This is a genomic window from Thermoanaerobaculia bacterium (genome assembly GCA_035593605.1).
In the GTDB taxonomy this organism is placed as follows: Bacteria; Acidobacteriota; Thermoanaerobaculia; order UBA2201; family DAOSWS01; genus DAOSWS01.
On the sequence record DAOSWS010000017.1, the window covers coordinates 50,887 to 67,394 of the forward strand.

The 16,508-nt window shown below is 53.2% G+C and carries 13 protein-coding genes and 1 pseudogene; 4 read left to right on the forward strand and 10 right to left on the reverse strand.

What is annotated here, in order from left to right:
• Window positions 1-30 precede the first annotated feature (30 nt).
• Window positions 31-438, reverse strand: coding sequence for a bacteriohemerythrin (locus PLD04_09625; GenBank protein HXK68591.1), 408 nt, complete (start codon window positions 436-438; stop codon window positions 31-33).
• A gap of 79 nt (window positions 439-517) precedes the next feature.
• Between PLD04_09625 and PLD04_09630 the strand changes: the two genes are divergently transcribed.
• On the forward strand, window positions 518-871 hold the full coding sequence (locus PLD04_09630) for a hypothetical protein (GenBank protein ID HXK68592.1): 354 nt from the start codon (window positions 518-520) through the stop codon (window positions 869-871).
• 25 nt (window positions 872-896) lie between these two features.
• On the opposite strand, the gene PLD04_09635 is transcribed toward PLD04_09630, so the two are convergent.
• The 9 genes and pseudogenes from PLD04_09635 to PLD04_09675 form a co-directional block, all read right to left on the reverse strand.
• A complete protein-coding gene (locus PLD04_09635) occupies window positions 897-1,889 on the reverse strand; it encodes a M28 family peptidase (protein HXK68593.1) in 993 nt (330 codons plus the stop codon).
• A 34-nt stretch (window positions 1,890-1,923) separates the two neighbouring features.
• The gene (locus PLD04_09640; protein ID HXK68594.1) at window positions 1,924-3,900 is read right to left on the reverse strand and encodes a response regulator; all 1,977 of its coding nucleotides are present in this window, start codon (window positions 3,898-3,900) and stop codon (window positions 1,924-1,926) included.
• The gene (locus PLD04_09645) at window positions 3,900-4,280 is read right to left on the reverse strand and encodes a response regulator (protein ID HXK68595.1); all 381 of its coding nucleotides are present in this window, start codon (window positions 4,278-4,280) and stop codon (window positions 3,900-3,902) included. The genes PLD04_09640 and PLD04_09645 overlap by 1 nt, the downstream gene beginning before the upstream one ends.
• On the reverse strand, window positions 4,267-6,462 hold the full coding sequence (locus PLD04_09650) for a response regulator (GenBank protein HXK68596.1): 2,196 nt from the start codon (window positions 6,460-6,462) through the stop codon (window positions 4,267-4,269). Before PLD04_09650 ends, PLD04_09645 begins: the two co-directional genes overlap by 14 nt.
• Before the next feature lie 32 nt (window positions 6,463-6,494).
• Complete coding sequence (locus tag PLD04_09655) at window positions 6,495-8,849, reverse strand: hypothetical protein (GenBank protein HXK68597.1); 2,355 nt, start codon at window positions 8,847-8,849, stop codon at window positions 6,495-6,497.
• 28 nt (window positions 8,850-8,877) lie between these two features.
• Window positions 8,878-10,464, reverse strand: a pseudogene (gene pckA, locus PLD04_09660) (phosphoenolpyruvate carboxykinase (ATP)).
• Window positions 10,465-10,548: 84 nt separating this feature from the next.
• Window positions 10,549-11,481, reverse strand: coding sequence for a metallophosphoesterase (locus tag PLD04_09665; protein HXK68598.1), 933 nt, complete (start codon window positions 11,479-11,481; stop codon window positions 10,549-10,551).
• Window positions 11,474-12,436, reverse strand: a complete 963-nt coding sequence (gene trpS, locus PLD04_09670) for a tryptophan--tRNA ligase (protein HXK68599.1) — start codon at window positions 12,434-12,436, stop codon at window positions 11,474-11,476. Before trpS ends, PLD04_09665 begins: the two co-directional genes overlap by 8 nt.
• A 27-nt stretch (window positions 12,437-12,463) precedes the next feature.
• A complete protein-coding gene (locus PLD04_09675) occupies window positions 12,464-12,922 on the reverse strand; it encodes a ferritin family protein (protein HXK68600.1) in 459 nt (152 codons plus the stop codon).
• 219 nt (window positions 12,923-13,141) lie between these two features.
• Here PLD04_09675 and PLD04_09680 point away from each other — a divergent pair, with 219 nt between their 5' ends.
• The 3 genes from PLD04_09680 (at window position 13,142) to PLD04_09690 (ending at window position 16,485) form a co-directional block, all read left to right on the forward strand.
• Window positions 13,142-13,885 carry a ferredoxin--NADP reductase gene (locus PLD04_09680; GenBank protein HXK68601.1) on the forward strand — a complete coding sequence of 248 codons (744 nt, stop codon included), beginning with the start codon at window positions 13,142-13,144 and terminating at the stop codon, window positions 13,883-13,885.
• A gap of 18 nt (window positions 13,886-13,903) precedes the next feature.
• Window positions 13,904-14,980 (forward strand): metallophosphoesterase, encoded by a 1,077-nt coding sequence (locus tag PLD04_09685; GenBank protein ID HXK68602.1) that lies wholly within the window; start codon window positions 13,904-13,906, stop codon window positions 14,978-14,980.
• 62 nt (window positions 14,981-15,042) lie between these two features.
• On the forward strand, window positions 15,043-16,485 hold the full coding sequence (locus PLD04_09690; GenBank protein ID HXK68603.1) for an ABC transporter substrate-binding protein: 1,443 nt from the start codon (window positions 15,043-15,045) through the stop codon (window positions 16,483-16,485).
• Window positions 16,486-16,508: the final 23 nt, after the last annotated feature.

Here is a 16,508-nt window from a genome sequence, read left to right on the forward strand (position 1 = left end):
AAAATAGGGACAGTCCCTATTTTTTAATCGTCAGGAGACCTTATCGCGGAGGAAAGCACCCATCTTCACATCCTGGTCGTTGATATGGCTCTGGAACCAGTCCACAAGGGTGCGATTCAATTCCAGGATAAAATCGACCGAGGGAGGGGCAGAAAGAAACCGGGTCCGCATTCTGTACATCTTGTCCCGAAAGATTCGATGCTGTTCTTCGTGCTCTTTTTTTTCGGGGTACCGGTGTTCCGACATGAATTGCTCCTCCGTCGCAAGATGTGTCTGTACATAGCTGACAAGGTAATCCAGCATGGGCCGTAACTCTTCTCCCGCCGTTCCCGCCTTGCACGCAGCAAACAGGTCATTCAGTTTACTGAAGAAAACCCGGTGCTGTTCATCGATCATGGAAATTCCCGTTTCGTGATAGGGCCGAAAGGTAGGTGACATCAACCGCTCCTTTGCTTTCGATTTCGCAACAACTCCCATTATAATGGATTACCGTTCCCGGGCCCGGAGGTTATCTCTTATGAAGGGTGCAGTTTCACAAAAGACATCTTTCCTTTCGATTTTTTCCTGGATTTTCCTCGTTCCTCCCTTACTGCTATTCCTGGGAGCCCTTGCCTATCTGGTTCTTTTCCTGGGATTGGGAATCCGGGTTCCCTGGGCCGTAGCAATATTTTCTTTCATGCGTCACCTTCCCAGGCTCCTTCGAATAGCCTGGATCGTAGGATTTCCCCTTCTCGCCATCGGTGCCGGATCCATCGATCTCTGGCTGGCCCACAGGTCGGGACTTCCCAGGAGACGGATGTCCATCATCGCCGTTTACACGGGAATCGTTCTCCTGATGATCCTTGCACTTCTGGCGATGCGAAGCCGGTAATCCCTCAGCTTAAATAACAATTGTGCTACTTGTGGATATTAATCCATATTTGTAAATTTGATATTACTTCGATAAGTCCTTCGGATAAAATAGCCATTTTTTTATAATCCAACGTATCAGGAAGATCATGAGGAGTATGGTAATTAGGATTTCTGATAAACGCTGTATCTGTAATCATAACCGCAGAGATGTCCTGTAGCCAATAATTCCTGTGGTCCGATGCATCCAACCCGCCTAGATCTGGTCCGTTGTAAGACCAAACCTGGAGATCATTCTCTATCTTTAAGGCCGATTTTACTCTTCTCGTAAGCTTTCGATCTTCCCATCTACCTATAACTGCCAGGAAGTTCCCTTTACTCGGATAAAAAAGGTCAAGAAGAATATTTGGCCAATTCTGGTTTTCCGTATAGTATCCGACCATTTCAAGACAAATCATGCATTCTGCCTTGACTCCTCTTTCTTTGAGTGATCCAGCATGAATGGCACTCCCCATTTCTTCCGAACCGAAGAATGGTGGTTCCTCGGTACAAAAAGAAACGAATTCAATTGGAAATTCCAGTTTTTCAGGACTCAATATTTCAGCAACTTCTAGCAGAACAGCCGTGCCACTTGCGTTATCATCTGCACCAGGGAGATCCCCAAATACATCGTAATGCGCACCGATGACGATTAATGAATCGTTTTGGGGACCATAATTTGCAATTACATTCTTGAATGACTTTCCCCTTGCTTTATAGGTTTGAATCTTCACATCGGCACCTGTTGCCTGGAATCGACTTTCAATATATCCTGCGATATGTTCCAGAGATTCAGGATGATCAGAATTTCGAGGTACTCCATCAGTCAAGAAATGCACTGTTTCCTGAATTCTTTGTGCATTAGCCTTATTTGTCCCCATGCGAGTGGATATGGTGCCCGAGGGTTGAGTAAACAGAACAAACAGGATCGCTAATAGAATAGAAAGTACAATGGTCACCCCAATGAAAATTCTCATTACGCGAACCAGTATCGTTCTCATGTAGACACCCTGGCGAACAACATAGAGTATTTCTTCAACTTGACGAAGTAGAAGGAGACACCATCTCCGTCAGAATTCTGAAGATACGCGGATCCCACTTCCCCGAACTGGTTTCGTCTTCCAGCACAGCCAGGGCCTGGCTCACTTCCATGGGTGCCCGGTAGGGCCGGTCGGACGTCATGGCATCGTAGGCATCGGCCATCCCCAGAATCCTTGCCAGGTAAGGGATTTCATCCCCTACCAGTCCATCGGGATATCCCGACCCGTCAAACCGCTCGTGATGGTGTCGAATAATGGGAAGAATGGATTGAACCGTCTTCAGTTGTTTACAGATCAGCTGTCCCTGGGCCGGGTGCGTCATGATGGTTTCCAGTTCAGCTCCCGTCAGGCGTCCAGGTTTATTGAGAAGCTTTTCAGGCACACCGATCTTTCCGATATCGTGCAGTTTGCCCGCCATCGACAGAAGACGAAGGTCTTCGTTGGAAAGGTTGAGCATCATGGCCAGTTCGACCGATAATTGGGCAACGCGATCCGAGTGCCCGCGAGTATAGGGATCCTTTGCTTCCAGGGCTGAGGCCAGCGAGAGAATGACACTCTGGTGCTGTTCCAGGTCGAGATAGAAAAACCTTTGACGGAGGAGGGATTTCACCCGCGCAACGACTTCCAGACGATGGAGCGGGAGGAGCAGAAAATCATCCGCACCGGCCTCCATTCCGGCCCGGCGATCCTGGACTTCTCGCCGCGCCGTAACCAGAATCACGGGAAGAAGCTCCCATTCCCGCTCCCCCTTAATTCGTCTGCATACTTCAAACCCGTCCAGACCCGGCATTCGGATATCCAGGATAACCAGATCGGGTCGGTAGTCTTCCATGATCCGAAGCAGGGCATCGCCACTGCCCACACAGTGAACCGTATGGCCGGCATCGGCAAGAATTTCCTCCACAACCTCACGATTGGACGGTGTATCATCGGCGACCAGGATCTTCCCATTTGGTACACTGCCCGGTACGGGCAAAAACTGCGTCCATATCGATTCCAGGGACTCTTCCGGATTGGCTTCGTATACGGCCGCATTCAGGAATACGGCTGTGAGATCTTCATGAAAGAGGCCCCGGCTTGATTCATCCTTGATCTTTCGAATCGCTTCTTCCTGGCCATCTTCCATGTAAAGGTCGTCATACCGGTTTGCAATAGCAACGATCTCCGCCGGCAAGCTCAGGGAAGCCCCCGAGATACCCTCGGGATATCCCGATCCATCCAGTCTCTCATGGTGGCGCCGTATAATCATCCGAATATCTCCGAAGGACAGGAGAGGGGCCAGGATCATCGCTCCCAGATCGCTGTGCTGACAGAAGATGCGCTTATCTTCTTCAGAGAGCGCTCCTTCCGGCCATAGAACATGGTCCGGTAAACCGATTTTCCCAATATCATGGAGAATGGCAGCTTTCGCAATCGTTTCCACCGTCGATAAGGGAAGGTTCAGTTTTTTTGCTGTTCTGGCAGCAGCGAGTGCCACTCTTTCCGAATGCCCCACACTGGTGGGATCCTTCATTTCCAGGGCCTGGATCATGGATACGATAATGGTTTCGGATGTGTCCAGTTCATCCCGTAACTGTTTGATCCGAATCAGGGTCCGCACTCTTGCAAGAAGCTCCGGTGCCGATACGGGTTTGTTCAGAAAATCGTCCGCTCCGGCCTCCAGCCCCCGAACTTTGTCAGTAACCTCAGACAGGGCCGTAAACATGATAACGGGGATAAAGCATGTGGGTCGTTTGCCCTTTAACTGCTGGCAGACTTCAAAGCCGTCCATGCCCGGCATCATGATATCGAGGATGATGCAGTCAGGGGGAAAGAGGTCGACGCGTCTCAGTGCTTCCAGACCTCCCGATGCCCTGTCCACTGAAAATCCTTCGATCGATAGAATTTCCTCCAGAAGATCCAGATTTTCTACCTGGTCATCGACAATAAGTACGCGGGGATGTTCCCTGCCTGATTCCTGCCGGGCTGTCATCAGTAAATCTCCGGAAGGAAGGCGCATACTTCCTGAACAAAGGTGCCCACCTGGATCGGTTTGGGGATATAACCGTCGCATCCCCCCTCCAGAAAACGTTCCCTGTCTCCCTGCATCGCATGCGCCGTCAGGGCAATTATCGGAGTTCGTTTCAGGTTTTCTTTCTTTCTGAATTCCTCTACCAGTGTCAACCCGTTGCATCCCGGAAGGTGAATGTCCAGAAGGATCAGATCGGGACTGCCGCTTTCGACCTGTTGTTTCGCTTCGTCCGCATCTTTCGCCGTATGCACCTCAAATCCTGCCTCTTCCAGCAAAAAGGTGACAAGTTCAAGGTTCTGCTCATTGTCTTCGATGAGGAGTATCTGTTTAGGAAGGTTCATGTTGAATCTCCTTGGAGTGCCGTCGAACCAGGTGCTTTACGGAACTGATGAGTTCCTGGGGGCCGGAGGATCCCTTCTGCAGAAGGCCATTGATTTTCCCATGCAGACGCTTCCGCTCAGCCTCCGTCAGATCTTTTGCCGTCAAAACAAGAATGGGGAGATAGCTTGTGCGGGGATCATTGCGCAGTACCGCGGCAACATCAAATCCATCCATACCCTCCATCATGAGATCCAGCATAATGAGAGATGGAGGGTTCTGAGAGGCCAGCTCGAGTCCCTCTTTCCCGTTGTACGCATGGTCCAGCCGGAATCCAATGGGCTCTAGAAGCGCCTCGACCATTTCATGGACCGCACTGTCATCATCAATCAGGAGGATCCTTGCGCTCCGGGTGGATTCGGGCGGTACGAGCTGCGTCAATCGTTTTACTAACGATTCCCCCTCGATAGGTTTAAGAAAATAGTCGTCCGCCCCGAGGGCCACCGCCAGATCCTGGTTCTCCACCATCGACACAATCAGAATCGGGATATTTCGGGTCGTTCCGTCCTGCTTGAGCCGTTTCAAAACTTCCCAGCCATCTATGTCCGGGAGGATGATATCCAGGGTAATGGCGGCGGGTTTGATCAACCTGGCCAGTCGAACCGCTTCTTCCCCGTTTTTTGCCCGAACAGGTATGAAGTGGGCCACCGCAAGATCCTTCGAGATGCGCTCGTACGCATCAGGGTCGTCTTCCACAACAAGAATTCGCGGCAGAGCGGTTGTCGTGACGACAGGGAGGGCAGTTTCAGGCTCCCGCGAAGAGCCATCGGCGATAAATCTTGATGGCAGCAGAATGGTAAAGGTACTTCCCTGATTCACGGCACTGTCCACCTGAATCGTGCCTTTATGGAGCTCCACAAAACGCCGGACCAGAGCCAGGCCAAGCCCCGTTCCCTGGAACTGCCTTGTGGGCGCATTATCGACCTGGCTGAATTCCTGGAAGATCATATCGTGGTTTTCCGGTGCGATGCCGATTCCGCGGTCCACCACCTGGATGGAAATACTGTCAACGCCAAGAGCAGACTCTCCGGCTTCCACATGCGATCCACGTATCGTTATCGTCGAATCGTCCGGAGAAAATTTGACTGAATTGGAAAGCAGGTTATAGAGCATCTGCTTGACCTTGACCGGATCGGCATGAAGAGGCGGCAGGTGCTCAGGAAGATCAACTTCAAAGGATATATTTCGCTTCGCCGCCATACCCTTCATCACGGTGCAGACACCGTGAATCACACCTTCCAGGGGAAACTTCTCTGCGTTCACTTCCATCCGTCCGGCTTCAATCTTGGAGAGATCCAGAAGGTCGTTGATGATCCCCAGCAGGTGGATTCCCGAGGTGTGAATGTTCGAAAGAAACTTAAGATATTTATCTGAAAGCTCGCTTTCCAGCCTCGAGATCAGAATTTCCGAAAACCCGATAATCGAATTGAGGGGGGTTCGCAGTTCATGGCTCATATTGGCCAGGAACTGGCTCTTCATCTTGTCCGCATGCCGAATCTGGAAATTGGCTTCATCCAGTTCCCGTGTCCGTTCATCCAGAATTGTCGTAAGACGGGTGAGTTCAGCCACTTTTCGACTCTCATTTTCCCGAAGCAGCTTGACCTGTTTCTGCTTTCTCTGGAGTTCCGTGGCACCCCGGAAAAAGAAGAATGTCGATCCAAACAGGCAGGCCATCATTGCCAGCTTTTCCCAGAATACTCCATCCAGACCGGCAATTTCACCCCGGATGGCAAGCACTCCCAGATAGGAGAAGGTGTCCACAATGGAAAGTGCAACGGCCCACTCCATCCCGGCGACAAATGCCGCACCACTTACGTTGGCCAGATACCAAGGGAACCAGGGGCTGGCCACGCCTCCCGTAAGATAAACACCACAGGATATTAAAAAACTGTCAAAGAGAAGCCAAACCCAGTCCAGGTTGAGTTTCCAAAAATAGATATACGCAACATAGAAAACGATAGAAGAAATCACGGCCAGGACCAGTACCGTGAATGCCTGAAGAAATGTTCCCTTGATGAGTCCCAGCTGCTGAAGCGCAATCGCAAAGAGGGCGGCGAGGGTATAGACGAATGCTCGATTCTTTTGTACGGAGAGTTTGAAGCGTTTCAGCCCGGGGTCAACCGGGTACACAGGCCCAGCGCCCATAAAATCATCATACCTGTTTCAGGAATCGCTGTCTACCTGTCTCCGGATTTCATCAATCGGGGTAAGGGTTCGCTGGAACGGGGAACCAGGGCATCTCTTCGAAGCCGAAAGGCACCTCTTCCGAAAGTAAACGAAATGACCGCACTGCCATTCTCCACTGCCTTCAGATCTCTAACCGGGATTGCAGGGTGATTCGGATCCAGACTCCAGCTGAGACCGCCATCCATGGAGATAAAGAGACCAAGATCACAGCCGGCATAAAGGATATTCGAATTCAGGGGATCCAAAAGGATCGTGTAGAAAGGGGTATCCGGCAGAGAAAGCCCCACTTCGCTCCACTCAGGCTGATTAGCCTGAATGTCATCCGTGCGATAGATATGGGGATGGCCGTACCCCCCCAGGACGACATACCAGATCGCCGGATCATTTCTGAAAGCGACAAGCTGATTCATCGGACCGCCCGGGAGTCCGGAGCCAATTTCATCCCAGTTCTGTCCCCTGTTCAGGGTGCGGTAGAGCGTTCCTGCGATGGTTCCGGCAAATAATGTGTTGCACGTGGAATCGGTTTCGCTGAATGCCAGAACACGGATTTTAAATCCAAGCGGATCGAGAGGGTCGGGGCCAATAGAAGACCACGATTCCGCGCCATTGGTTGAAATCCAGACGTTATCCGATCCCGCAACCAATACCGAAGGATCGGCCGGACAGAGCGTGAAGGGAGAGTGGAAGGAAGCCCGGGTGGTATTGGCATCGGTCAGGCCGTACATGGACCAGAGATAGGAATATCCCCCGTTGGTTGTTTTCATGATATTGAGATACTGGTACGAAGTGTACCAGGTCGTGTCCGGTGACCGGGAATCGTATGCCGTGGCTCCCCCATCTCCTTCCCCCACCTTGATCCAGCGGGATTGTCCCTGATAGAGAAGGGTTCCATTGTCCTGGTTCCCTGCCAGCATTCGCGACGCTCGCGTGGGGTGAAGGGAGGCACCGGGGTAGAACTGGGTCAAGCCCAGGGTCTCATTTCTTGAAATCCAGACACGCTGGACCGGATCAGCATAAAAGATACCCCCGTCACTGCCGACCCACCGCTCGCCGTCGGGACCGAAGGCCATGGCGTGATAGTCCACGTGCATATCGACCCTGCACTCATTGACCCAGGTTTGCCCTCCATCGGTGGATTCCCATAAACCGATTCCACCCACCCACACCTGGCCGGTCGGACCTGCCTCCAGGAGAAGGTCATACCAGCAGCTGCCGATGTCATAAAAGGGATAGGTACAGAGATCGGACAGGTCCCAGTACTGGCAGGAACCAGAAGGAGCAGGAAGTTCAAACCAGGTCAGACCGGCGTTAAACGATTTGAAGATTCCCAGCGGCCTTCCCGTCCCGGCATTCTCGAACACGGAATAGATCGTTGACAGGCTGGTGGGATCCTGTGCGATATCGATACGACCCACGTGTTCCGTGGGCAATCCATCCAGGAGACGAGTCCAGGTGGTTCCCCCATTCTCTGTCTTCCATATACCGCTGTATCGGACTGCCGCAAAGAGGATATCCGGATCGATGGGATCCTGAACCAGATCCGTAACGGTTGCCAGGGGTTGTGCTGTATATTCCCCCGTCAGGAGCGGAAGCCAGGTCAACCCATGGTCCCGGCTCAGCCAGACACCACAGTCCGGAGTCGCTCCGGTGCAGGAGGAGGCGGGATAGTTGACTCCATTGGCCACCCAGAGCCATCCGGGACGATCCGGATGGATAAGAATCTTCGTGATGGCCGTATCGGAAAACAGGTCTTCCGCCAATGTCTCCCAGGTGAACCCGCCATCCGAAGAGCGAAGAATTCCCGTACCGTAATAATCCCCGCATCCCATGTAGGGGTCCCCCGTACCTGCAATTACCGTATCCGGATGGAGAGGATCCACGGCCAGGGCAGCCACCGCCGGTGTTCCCAGATCATCTGTCAGGGGGATCCAGTGATTTCCGCCATCGGTTGTCTTCCAGACCCCTCCCCTCGCACCGGAAAGGTAGACGATGGCGCCATTGGAGGGGTGCGGGGCGATGGCCGTGACGCGGCCGGAATAGCCCTGCACCCCATCCAGCAGAGGAAACGGCCCCATTGCCTCCCAACCCGGATCGGAAACCGGACTGGCCGCCCGGTTTTTCATGGAATGAAGGTGACGTTTTGCACTCGAAAAAGCGCCGGGTGGAGGATTCGCAAGCCCCGATTGTGCTTCTTTCCACCAGGACACACGGCCGGCATGAAGGGAATGACTTTCAGCGATCTTCTCTTCTTCACAGGGGCCGCCCTGCACCGTTCCCGAATCGGCAGGAGACTGACTCCCCCACAGGTAAAGTGAGAAAGTCAGGAAGAGGATGGACAACCCCATGGATGGCCTGTTAAAAACCCGCTTTATGTAAGATCTCCCCCATTTCTTCGCGGTAGGGTTCCAGGGTAGAAAGGAAATTCCGATAGAGTTCCTTTGCCTTTGCATCATAGGCGGATGGATCCTGCCAGGCAGAGCGGGGATCGAGCAGTTCCGAGGGCACACCTTCCACGGCATCCGGAATATCGAAGTGGAATGTGGGATCCTTGCGGAAAGATGCCCTGTTCAGATTCCCGGAGAGAATGGAACGGACGATGGCGCGCGAATAGGCGATATGAATTCTCTCCCCCGTTCCAAAGGGCCCCCGGCACCAGCCCGTATTGACAAGCCAGCAGGAGACCTCATGCGAAGCGATCTTTTCTCCCAGGAGCCTGGCGTAGACCGTAGGCGGCAGTGTCATGAACGGGGCACCAAAACAGGCTGAAAAGGTCGCCATCGGTTCCTTCCCCACACCGGCTTCGGTCCCGGCAACTTTAGCCGTGTACCCGGCCATAAAGTGCGCCTGGGCCTGAGCAGGGCTGAGACGGGCTACGGGAGGAAGAATTCCGAAGGCATCCAGTGTAAGCATGATGATGTGGTTCGGGTGCCCGCCGCGGCCTTCAGCCACGGCATTGGGAATATGGGTGACCGGATAGGCGGCCCTTGTATTTTCTGTCAGAGAAGCGTCATCGAGGTCAGTCCTTCGAGTGACCGGATCGATGGCGACGTTTTCCAGGATCGTTCCAAAGCGTCGGGTGGCTTCGTAGATTTCGGGTTCTCCCTCACTCGAGAGACGAATCACTTTCGCGTAACAGCCGCCTTCAAAATCAAAGACGCCCGTGTCGGACCAGCCGTGTTCATCATCCCCGATCAGCCTGCGGTCCGGAGAGGCGGAGAGGGTTGTCTTTCCCGTTCCGGACAGACCGAAAAAGATGGCTACTTCGCCGCTTTCCCCCATGTTGGCCGAGCAGTGCATGGATAGGACACGTTCCAGTGGAAGGTGATAATTCATATAGGAGAATACCGATTTCTTAATCTCTCCTGCATAGGAAGTTCCCCCGATGATAACAACCTTTTTCCCGAAGTGGACAAGAATGAAGGCTTCGGAATTCGTTCCGTCCAGTTCGGGGATGGCCCGGAATCCCGGAGCGTCGATCACCGCAAATTCGGGTACAAATTCACTTCCTTTTGACCAGTCCGGTCTTACAAACATGGTTCGCGCAAAGAGGGAGTGCCATGCGGTTTCGGTAATGACGCGAACGGGGAGACGATATTTCGGATCGGCTCCCGTGATCACATCCTGGACAAAGATGTCCCTGCCCTGCAGGTAGGCCGTGAGCCGGTAGAAAAGACGATCAAAGGCCTCGGGTTCAAAGGGACGATTCTCCGTCCCCCACCAGATTCTGGATTCTGAGGTTGGTTCCCGCACGACAAACCGATCATGGGGTGATCTCCCGGTGTGGTGCCCGGTGCGGACCACCAGGGGGCCCAGATGGGCCAGAAGACCTTCCCGCCTTCGAATGGCCTGCTCGTAGAGCTGGGGGGTCGGAAGGTTAAAGTAAATGGTGCCCAGGTTCTCAAGACCGTGGCGGTCGAGGCCGTAGGTGCTTGGATTCCAGCCGATTGTGCTGTTGCTCATTGCATCCTCCTTCTCTTCACGGATCCATCCCGCGAAGAGGATGATTCTTCTATTGTACAACGTCTGCGGACAGGGAAAATAATTTTATGGAAGAAGAGGTCTTGTACCTTTCAGGGTAATGACCTGGATCCGGTCCGGGAGGATTTCCAGGGCCTCCGCCGGCCCGTCTTCATACGCCTCGGACATTCCCGTATCGATCATGATGAGGGCTCCGCCGCAGCGGGATTCAATCCCGTCTTCCGTAATCGTATGGCCGACCACAACCCGCTTTGCGCCATAACGCTTTGCAACAGCATCGATCTCCGCGCAGGCCTCGGAATCATCCTTCTCGGTAAAACCCCGGTACCAGAGAGGACCTTTCCGGTCAAATCCCATCCGAAGCCTTCCTCTGCGATATTCACGGATTTCCATCCGAACCCGCTGGTTGATCTGGCTCATCGAATAGCGTCGATGGTGGGGACTCAAGCCCCCGTGTACAAAGAGGATATCGTTAATCCGGATTACCGTGTTGCGGTTTCGAAGCCATGCCCCGTAGGTTCCCAGGGGTCCCATCGACCGCAGAAAGTTGGGCATGCCGCCAAAGGTTACGACGTCTTCCGCGCTCAGATAGCGGTGATCTCCGGTGATATTCATGTACTCGTGGTTTCCCAACAGGACGTGGACATAGCCTCCCGATGCACGGGCCTGGGGCTCCAGTTCCATAAGAAGATCCCACGCGATGCGCGTCTTCGACCCCCGATCCATGATGTCCCCTGTCTGTACCAGGTGGGTCCTGCCTCCCACCCATTGGAGCGAACCATCGACCAGCCCTGTTGCCTTCAGGAGAGATTCAAGCTTGCCGGCGTCCCCATGAATATCCCCGATCGCTACGATACGCTCTACGCCGGCCCAGCTGCAGGGCGGTCCGGCGGTTCCAGCGGAAGGCAGACTGCCAGAGGCAAAAATCCCGGATAAGACAACTGCCAGAACCAGCAGAATCGATAAAAATACCCTTCGGGAGAATGCTGAATCAGTCAAGCCCGCAGGCCACCCTGGCTCGTGAGAGTGTTTCCCGGGCTATGGGTCGCACACGGTTCACGCCTGATGCAAGTACGTCTTCCACAAATCCCTTGCGTGCGGAAATTTCCTTTCTCCGTTCCCGGGCTTCTCCAAACTCAAGATTGATGAGCTCGATCAATCGTTTTTTGACATCGGAGTATTTCAGTCCACCCTTTCGAAATTTCTCCGCCCACTCGCTTGTCTCCTCCTTCGCGGCAAAGAGTTTCAACAGGTTATAGACATTATTGGTATCCGGATCCTTGGGAGCCTCAACGGGAGCACAGTCTGTCACGATGCTCATCACCGCCTGCTTGAGGGCCTTCCCCTCGGAAAAGATCTCGATAGTATTGCCATAGGACTTCGACATTTTCTGCCCGTCCACACCCGGTACGACCGCGGTTTCTTCCCGGATCATATCCTTCGGGATGACAAAAACCTCACTGTAGAGATTGTTAAACTTCTGCGCGATATCCCGCGTGACTTCGATATGCTGCTTCTGATCCTGCCCGACCGGAACGACATCGGCATTGACAATCAGGATGTCCGCGGCCATGAGGACCGGGTAGGCGAAAAGGCCATGGTCGAAGGGAATACCCCGGGCAATTTTATCTTTATAGGAATGACATCGCTCCAGGAGTCCCATGGGGGTGACCGAGGTCAGAATCCATTGAAGTTCTGTCACCTCAGGAAGGTCACTCTGCCGGTAAAACACGGCCTTTTCCGGATCCAGCCCAAGGGCGAGATAATCGAGGGCGACATCGCAGGTGTATTGGTGTAGCAGAACCCGGTCCCGAATCGACGTCAGGGCATGGTAATCGGCGATAAAGTAATAACAGTCGTGCTGGCGGTGCAGATCCAGGTGCTGACGGATTGCGCCAAAGTAATTCCCGAGATGGAGAACCCCGGAGGGTTGGATGCCGGATAAAACTCTCATTCTTTCACTCCCGATTGCATTGGAATTCTATGATACTTCATTACTAGTATCGAACGAGTCAAGCCGGGCCTGGAGATAATTGACATGTCTCTGCTCAAATAGGGCTAGACGCTTTAAAAGATCAGCCTGCTCCGGCGTAGCTGCGAGGGTGGCACAGTGTTCATAATGGTCCCTGGCTTCTCTTTCCGTTTTGATGGCATATCGATATAGGTCCTCAAGAGAACGGGTTTCCAGGTCAAAGAGGTTGCGCTGCGATTCCGGTCCGCGGGGTGGAATACAATCCTGTTTCACATCCGGCAGGGTTTCTATGATTTCCCGCAGCATCCCGGCATGGGATTCTTCCTCCGCGGAGAGATTAAGAAATTCCTGCTTCAGATCAGAATCCTGAACCATATCTGCCATCATGCGGTAGAAAACCGATGAATCCTCCTCGGCATGGATGGCTTCCAGGAGGACGGGGGCTAATTCGTTGCAGGGTTTATTCATAGAGCACTCCTTCCGGGGGATTATGTCATACGGAGGAAACCCGGTCAATGAATCATTGACCGTATCTGGAATAGTATAATTCTCTCCGGTGTTTTGAGCCTTGAGACCCGGTAAGGTCACACTCTCGGAGGAAACCATATAATGTCGCGTTCCCAATCAGCGCTGAATGCTGTAGTCGGTCAAAAAATCGAACTCGGACCTGATCATATAATCCTTCGCGTGATCCCCGATCGATGGGAATTTCCCTCGTTCTCACCCGGTCAGCATGCCATCCTTGGGCTTCCGGGATCGGCTCCGAGGGTTGCATGGTCGGATTCTGAACCGCGGACACCTCCTCCCGGTCATATTATCAAGCGTCCGTACTCTATCGCCTCCTCTTCCGTGGATCATGCCTATCTGGAGTTTTACATCGATCTCGTCCGGTCCGGTGCACTTTCACCGAGAATTTTTGCCCTTCAAACGGGAGACAGAATCTGGCTCTCAGAACAGACCCGGGGCCTCTTTACCCTCGAACAGGTTCCTTCTGACAGGAATATCCTTCTGATCGCTACCGGAACGGGACTTGCTCCCTATATGAGCATGGTCCGGACCAACCTGGGCACGCAGACCCACCGCACGCTTGCGGTGATTCACGGTGCACGCCACTCCAGCGAACTGGGCTATCGATCCGAGCTGCAATCGATCCGCCGTCTCTGTTCGAATTTTTTCTACCTGCCTGCCATATCCCGCCCCGAGCAGGAGCCGGTCCCCTGGACCGGCGCAGTGGGAAGGATTCAGGACCTTTTTATTCAGGGAGAAATCGACCGGCTCACGGGGAACCCTCCGACAGCAGAAAACACCCACATCTTTCTTTGCGGAAATCCGGAGATGATCATGGATATGGTCGAAAAATATGAGGAGCGAGGGTTTAAAGAGCATTCCCGCCGCTCTGCCGGGAACCTCCACGTGGAAAGGTTCTGGTAAGTAGTGGGCGGCCGTTTCATGATCTTTCTTCTCGTTGCCGTTACGATTTACAGTCTCACCCATTACTACCTGTACAGGAATCTTATTCAGGTCTTCCGGCCCGGATTTCTCCCCTCCCTTATTCTGGGAATTCTCTTTATTCTTCTGGGCGCCTCCTTCTTTCTTTCCCGGATCTTTCACGATACTTGGCTTCCGATCCAGTGGATTGCCTATACCTGGTTTGGAATCGTTTTCATTACCTTTACCGTTTTGCTGCTGAAAGACATCCTTCGCATCTTCTTTCCCTCCTATTCTCTGCTCCTGACGCGGGGCGCCCTCGTGATCTCACTGATCCTTATCCTGGTCTCCCTGCTCCAGGGCCTGCGGCCTCCGGTTCTTCGTGAATTCACAATCCAGCGGATTCAACCGCAATCCGGGCAAGGGGCGGTTCGTCTTGTTCATCTGTCCGATCTGCATCTTCAGGCTCTGACCAGCACGCGATGGGTGACCTCCCTGGTGGACCGGGTCAATGAACTGGATCCCGATCTTGTCCTGATCACGGGGGATCTTCTGGATGATCGATCCTCGAAACTGCAGGAGTTTATCCCGATTCTGAGACAAATGGTTGCGCGCCATGGAGTCTGGGCCATTCCCGGCAACCATGATTTCTATGTCGGCATCGATCGTTTTGAGTCATTCTCAGAGGAAGCCGGCATTCACACTCTCCGAAATTCGGTTATCGAACTGCCGGAGCTGGGTGTCAGGCTTGCAGGATTGGACGACCAGACAGCCAGACAAATGGGTCTTCCTCTCCCCTCTCTGAAGGATGTCCTCGGCGACAACCCGGATCACCTGGAAACCATTCTCCTCACCCACAGGCCGGACCAGGTTGATCCAGCTGTCCGCCTGAATGTCGACCTTGTCCTGTCCGGTCACCTTCATGCGGGGCAGATCCCCCCGATGGACATCATAATCTTTTCGGCTTTCAAATACCCGTACGGCCTCTATACGATCGGTTCCAAGCATGCATTCACAACGGCGGGAACCGGCTGGTGGGGGCCCAGGATGCGCCTTTTTCTTCCTTCGGAGCTGGTAGTCCTTACGTTGAACCCTTGAAGTGAATCCGCTCCCGCCGAGGACCATAATCCCCGTGGGAATCGGGTGATATAATGGATTGAGTGAGGGGCTTACATTTTCTCTACCTGATTCTTCTTTTGACTGCCATTCCGGCATGTCGGAATACGCCGGACATATTGACCGTAGTGCACTCCACCCCCCCCCTCAGCCTTGATCCGCTCACGACGGTGGATATGAATACCCAGTACGTGCTCTTTAATGTCTACGAGGGTCTGGTCGGATATGATGCCGGTCACGGTATTGTTCCGGTTCTTGCGGAATCCTGGAGTAACCCGACCCCGACAACCTGGGTTTTCCAGCTGAGAAAGGGCGTCTATTTCCACGACGGCAGTGAGTTCACGTCCCGGGATGCCGTCTGGTCCCTTTCCCAGGTCAAGGCAAACCCCGATCACCCGCTCCGCCACCATTTCGATCCCATTATTCGGATCGAAGATCCGGACCCGCATACTCTCCTCCTCGAGACCCGGAAGGAAACCACAATCATCCTCCATCATCTCACTTCGATTCGGATTGTAAAGGAGGGAAGTCCACTGGCGGGAGGTACAGGACCTTATATAATCGAGAAACAAGAGGATCGGGAGATCCGGCTGAAAGCCAATCCCCATTACTGGAAAGCCCTGCACCCGATCCCGACAGTCATCTTTCAATACATGCCGTCGGAAGACGACCGGATTCATGCCATCGAGGACCTTGCGGCACGACACCAGCCCTTCATCCTTCTCGATTTCACCAAAGACATGGATAAAATCAACGTTCCGGTCGAATTGAAGACCATTCTCTCAAAAACTATAACTTATCTCGGTTTTAACGTTACCATTCCTCCCTTCGATTCAAGGGACTTTCGTAAAGCGTTGTACCAGGCAATCGACGTCGAACGAATCATAAAAACCCGTCTTCATGGAAGCGCGGTTTCAGCTTCCCAGGTTATTCCCGTCCATGCATTCGGATATGACCACAACCTTAAACGATACCCTTTTGACCCCGAAGCAGCGAAGGCTGTCCTGAACCACCGATCTTACCCCGCAGACATCGATCTCTATCTCTCCACAAAGGGCATGGACACAGCCCAATTTATTGCGGAAGACCTGGCCAAAGCCGGGATCACCCTTCATCTGAATGTGACCCCCTGGCCTGAACTTTATGAACGAATGGCGAATCGAAATGTGGGATTTTACTTTACAGGATTTTCGAGCACATTCGGTGATGGATTGTCAACGCTGGAAGCACTGTTTTCATCCGATGGAGGTTTCAATACCTTCGGATTTTCAGACCCGGAGGTGGATCGGCTGATCGATTTTGCCCGGACGACTGAGAACGATCTCGAACGATTGCGGGCAATTCAGCTTATCACGTTGATCATCCATGAGAATGTCGTTCTCATCCCTCTCTACAACAGGCTCGACCGCCATCTCTGCTCCGCAGGGCTTTTCTGGAATCTCCGGGGGGATGGAGCCCTGAACCTCTCCGAGATCAGGATTCCCTGAGTGGCGTTTCGACTCCAGCCATG

Coding starts and splice junctions, on each gene's coding strand:
- PLD04_09645 (HXK68595.1), bottom strand. CDS start 4,280: ATGAACCTTCCTAAACAGATACTCCTCATCGAAGACAATGAGCAGAAC.
- PLD04_09640 (HXK68594.1), bottom strand. CDS start 3,900: ATGACAGCCCGGCAGGAATCAGGCAGGGAACATCCCCGCGTACTTATT.
- PLD04_09625 (HXK68591.1), bottom strand. CDS start 438: ATGTCACCTACCTTTCGGCCCTATCACGAAACGGGAATTTCCATGATC.
- PLD04_09630 (HXK68592.1), top strand. CDS start 518: ATGAAGGGTGCAGTTTCACAAAAGACATCTTTCCTTTCGATTTTTTCC.
- PLD04_09675 (HXK68600.1), bottom strand. CDS start 12,922: ATGAATAAACCCTGCAACGAATTAGCCCCCGTCCTCCTGGAAGCCATC.
- PLD04_09655 (HXK68597.1), bottom strand. CDS start 8,849: ATGGGGTTGTCCATCCTCTTCCTGACTTTCTCACTTTACCTGTGGGGG.
- PLD04_09650 (HXK68596.1), bottom strand. CDS start 6,462: ATGGGCGCTGGGCCTGTGTACCCGGTTGACCCCGGGCTGAAACGCTTC.
- PLD04_09635 (HXK68593.1), bottom strand. CDS start 1,889: ATGAGAACGATACTGGTTCGCGTAATGAGAATTTTCATTGGGGTGACC.
- trpS (HXK68599.1), bottom strand. CDS start 12,436: ATGAGAGTTTTATCCGGCATCCAACCCTCCGGGGTTCTCCATCTCGGG.
- PLD04_09685 (HXK68602.1), top strand. CDS start 13,904: ATGATCTTTCTTCTCGTTGCCGTTACGATTTACAGTCTCACCCATTAC.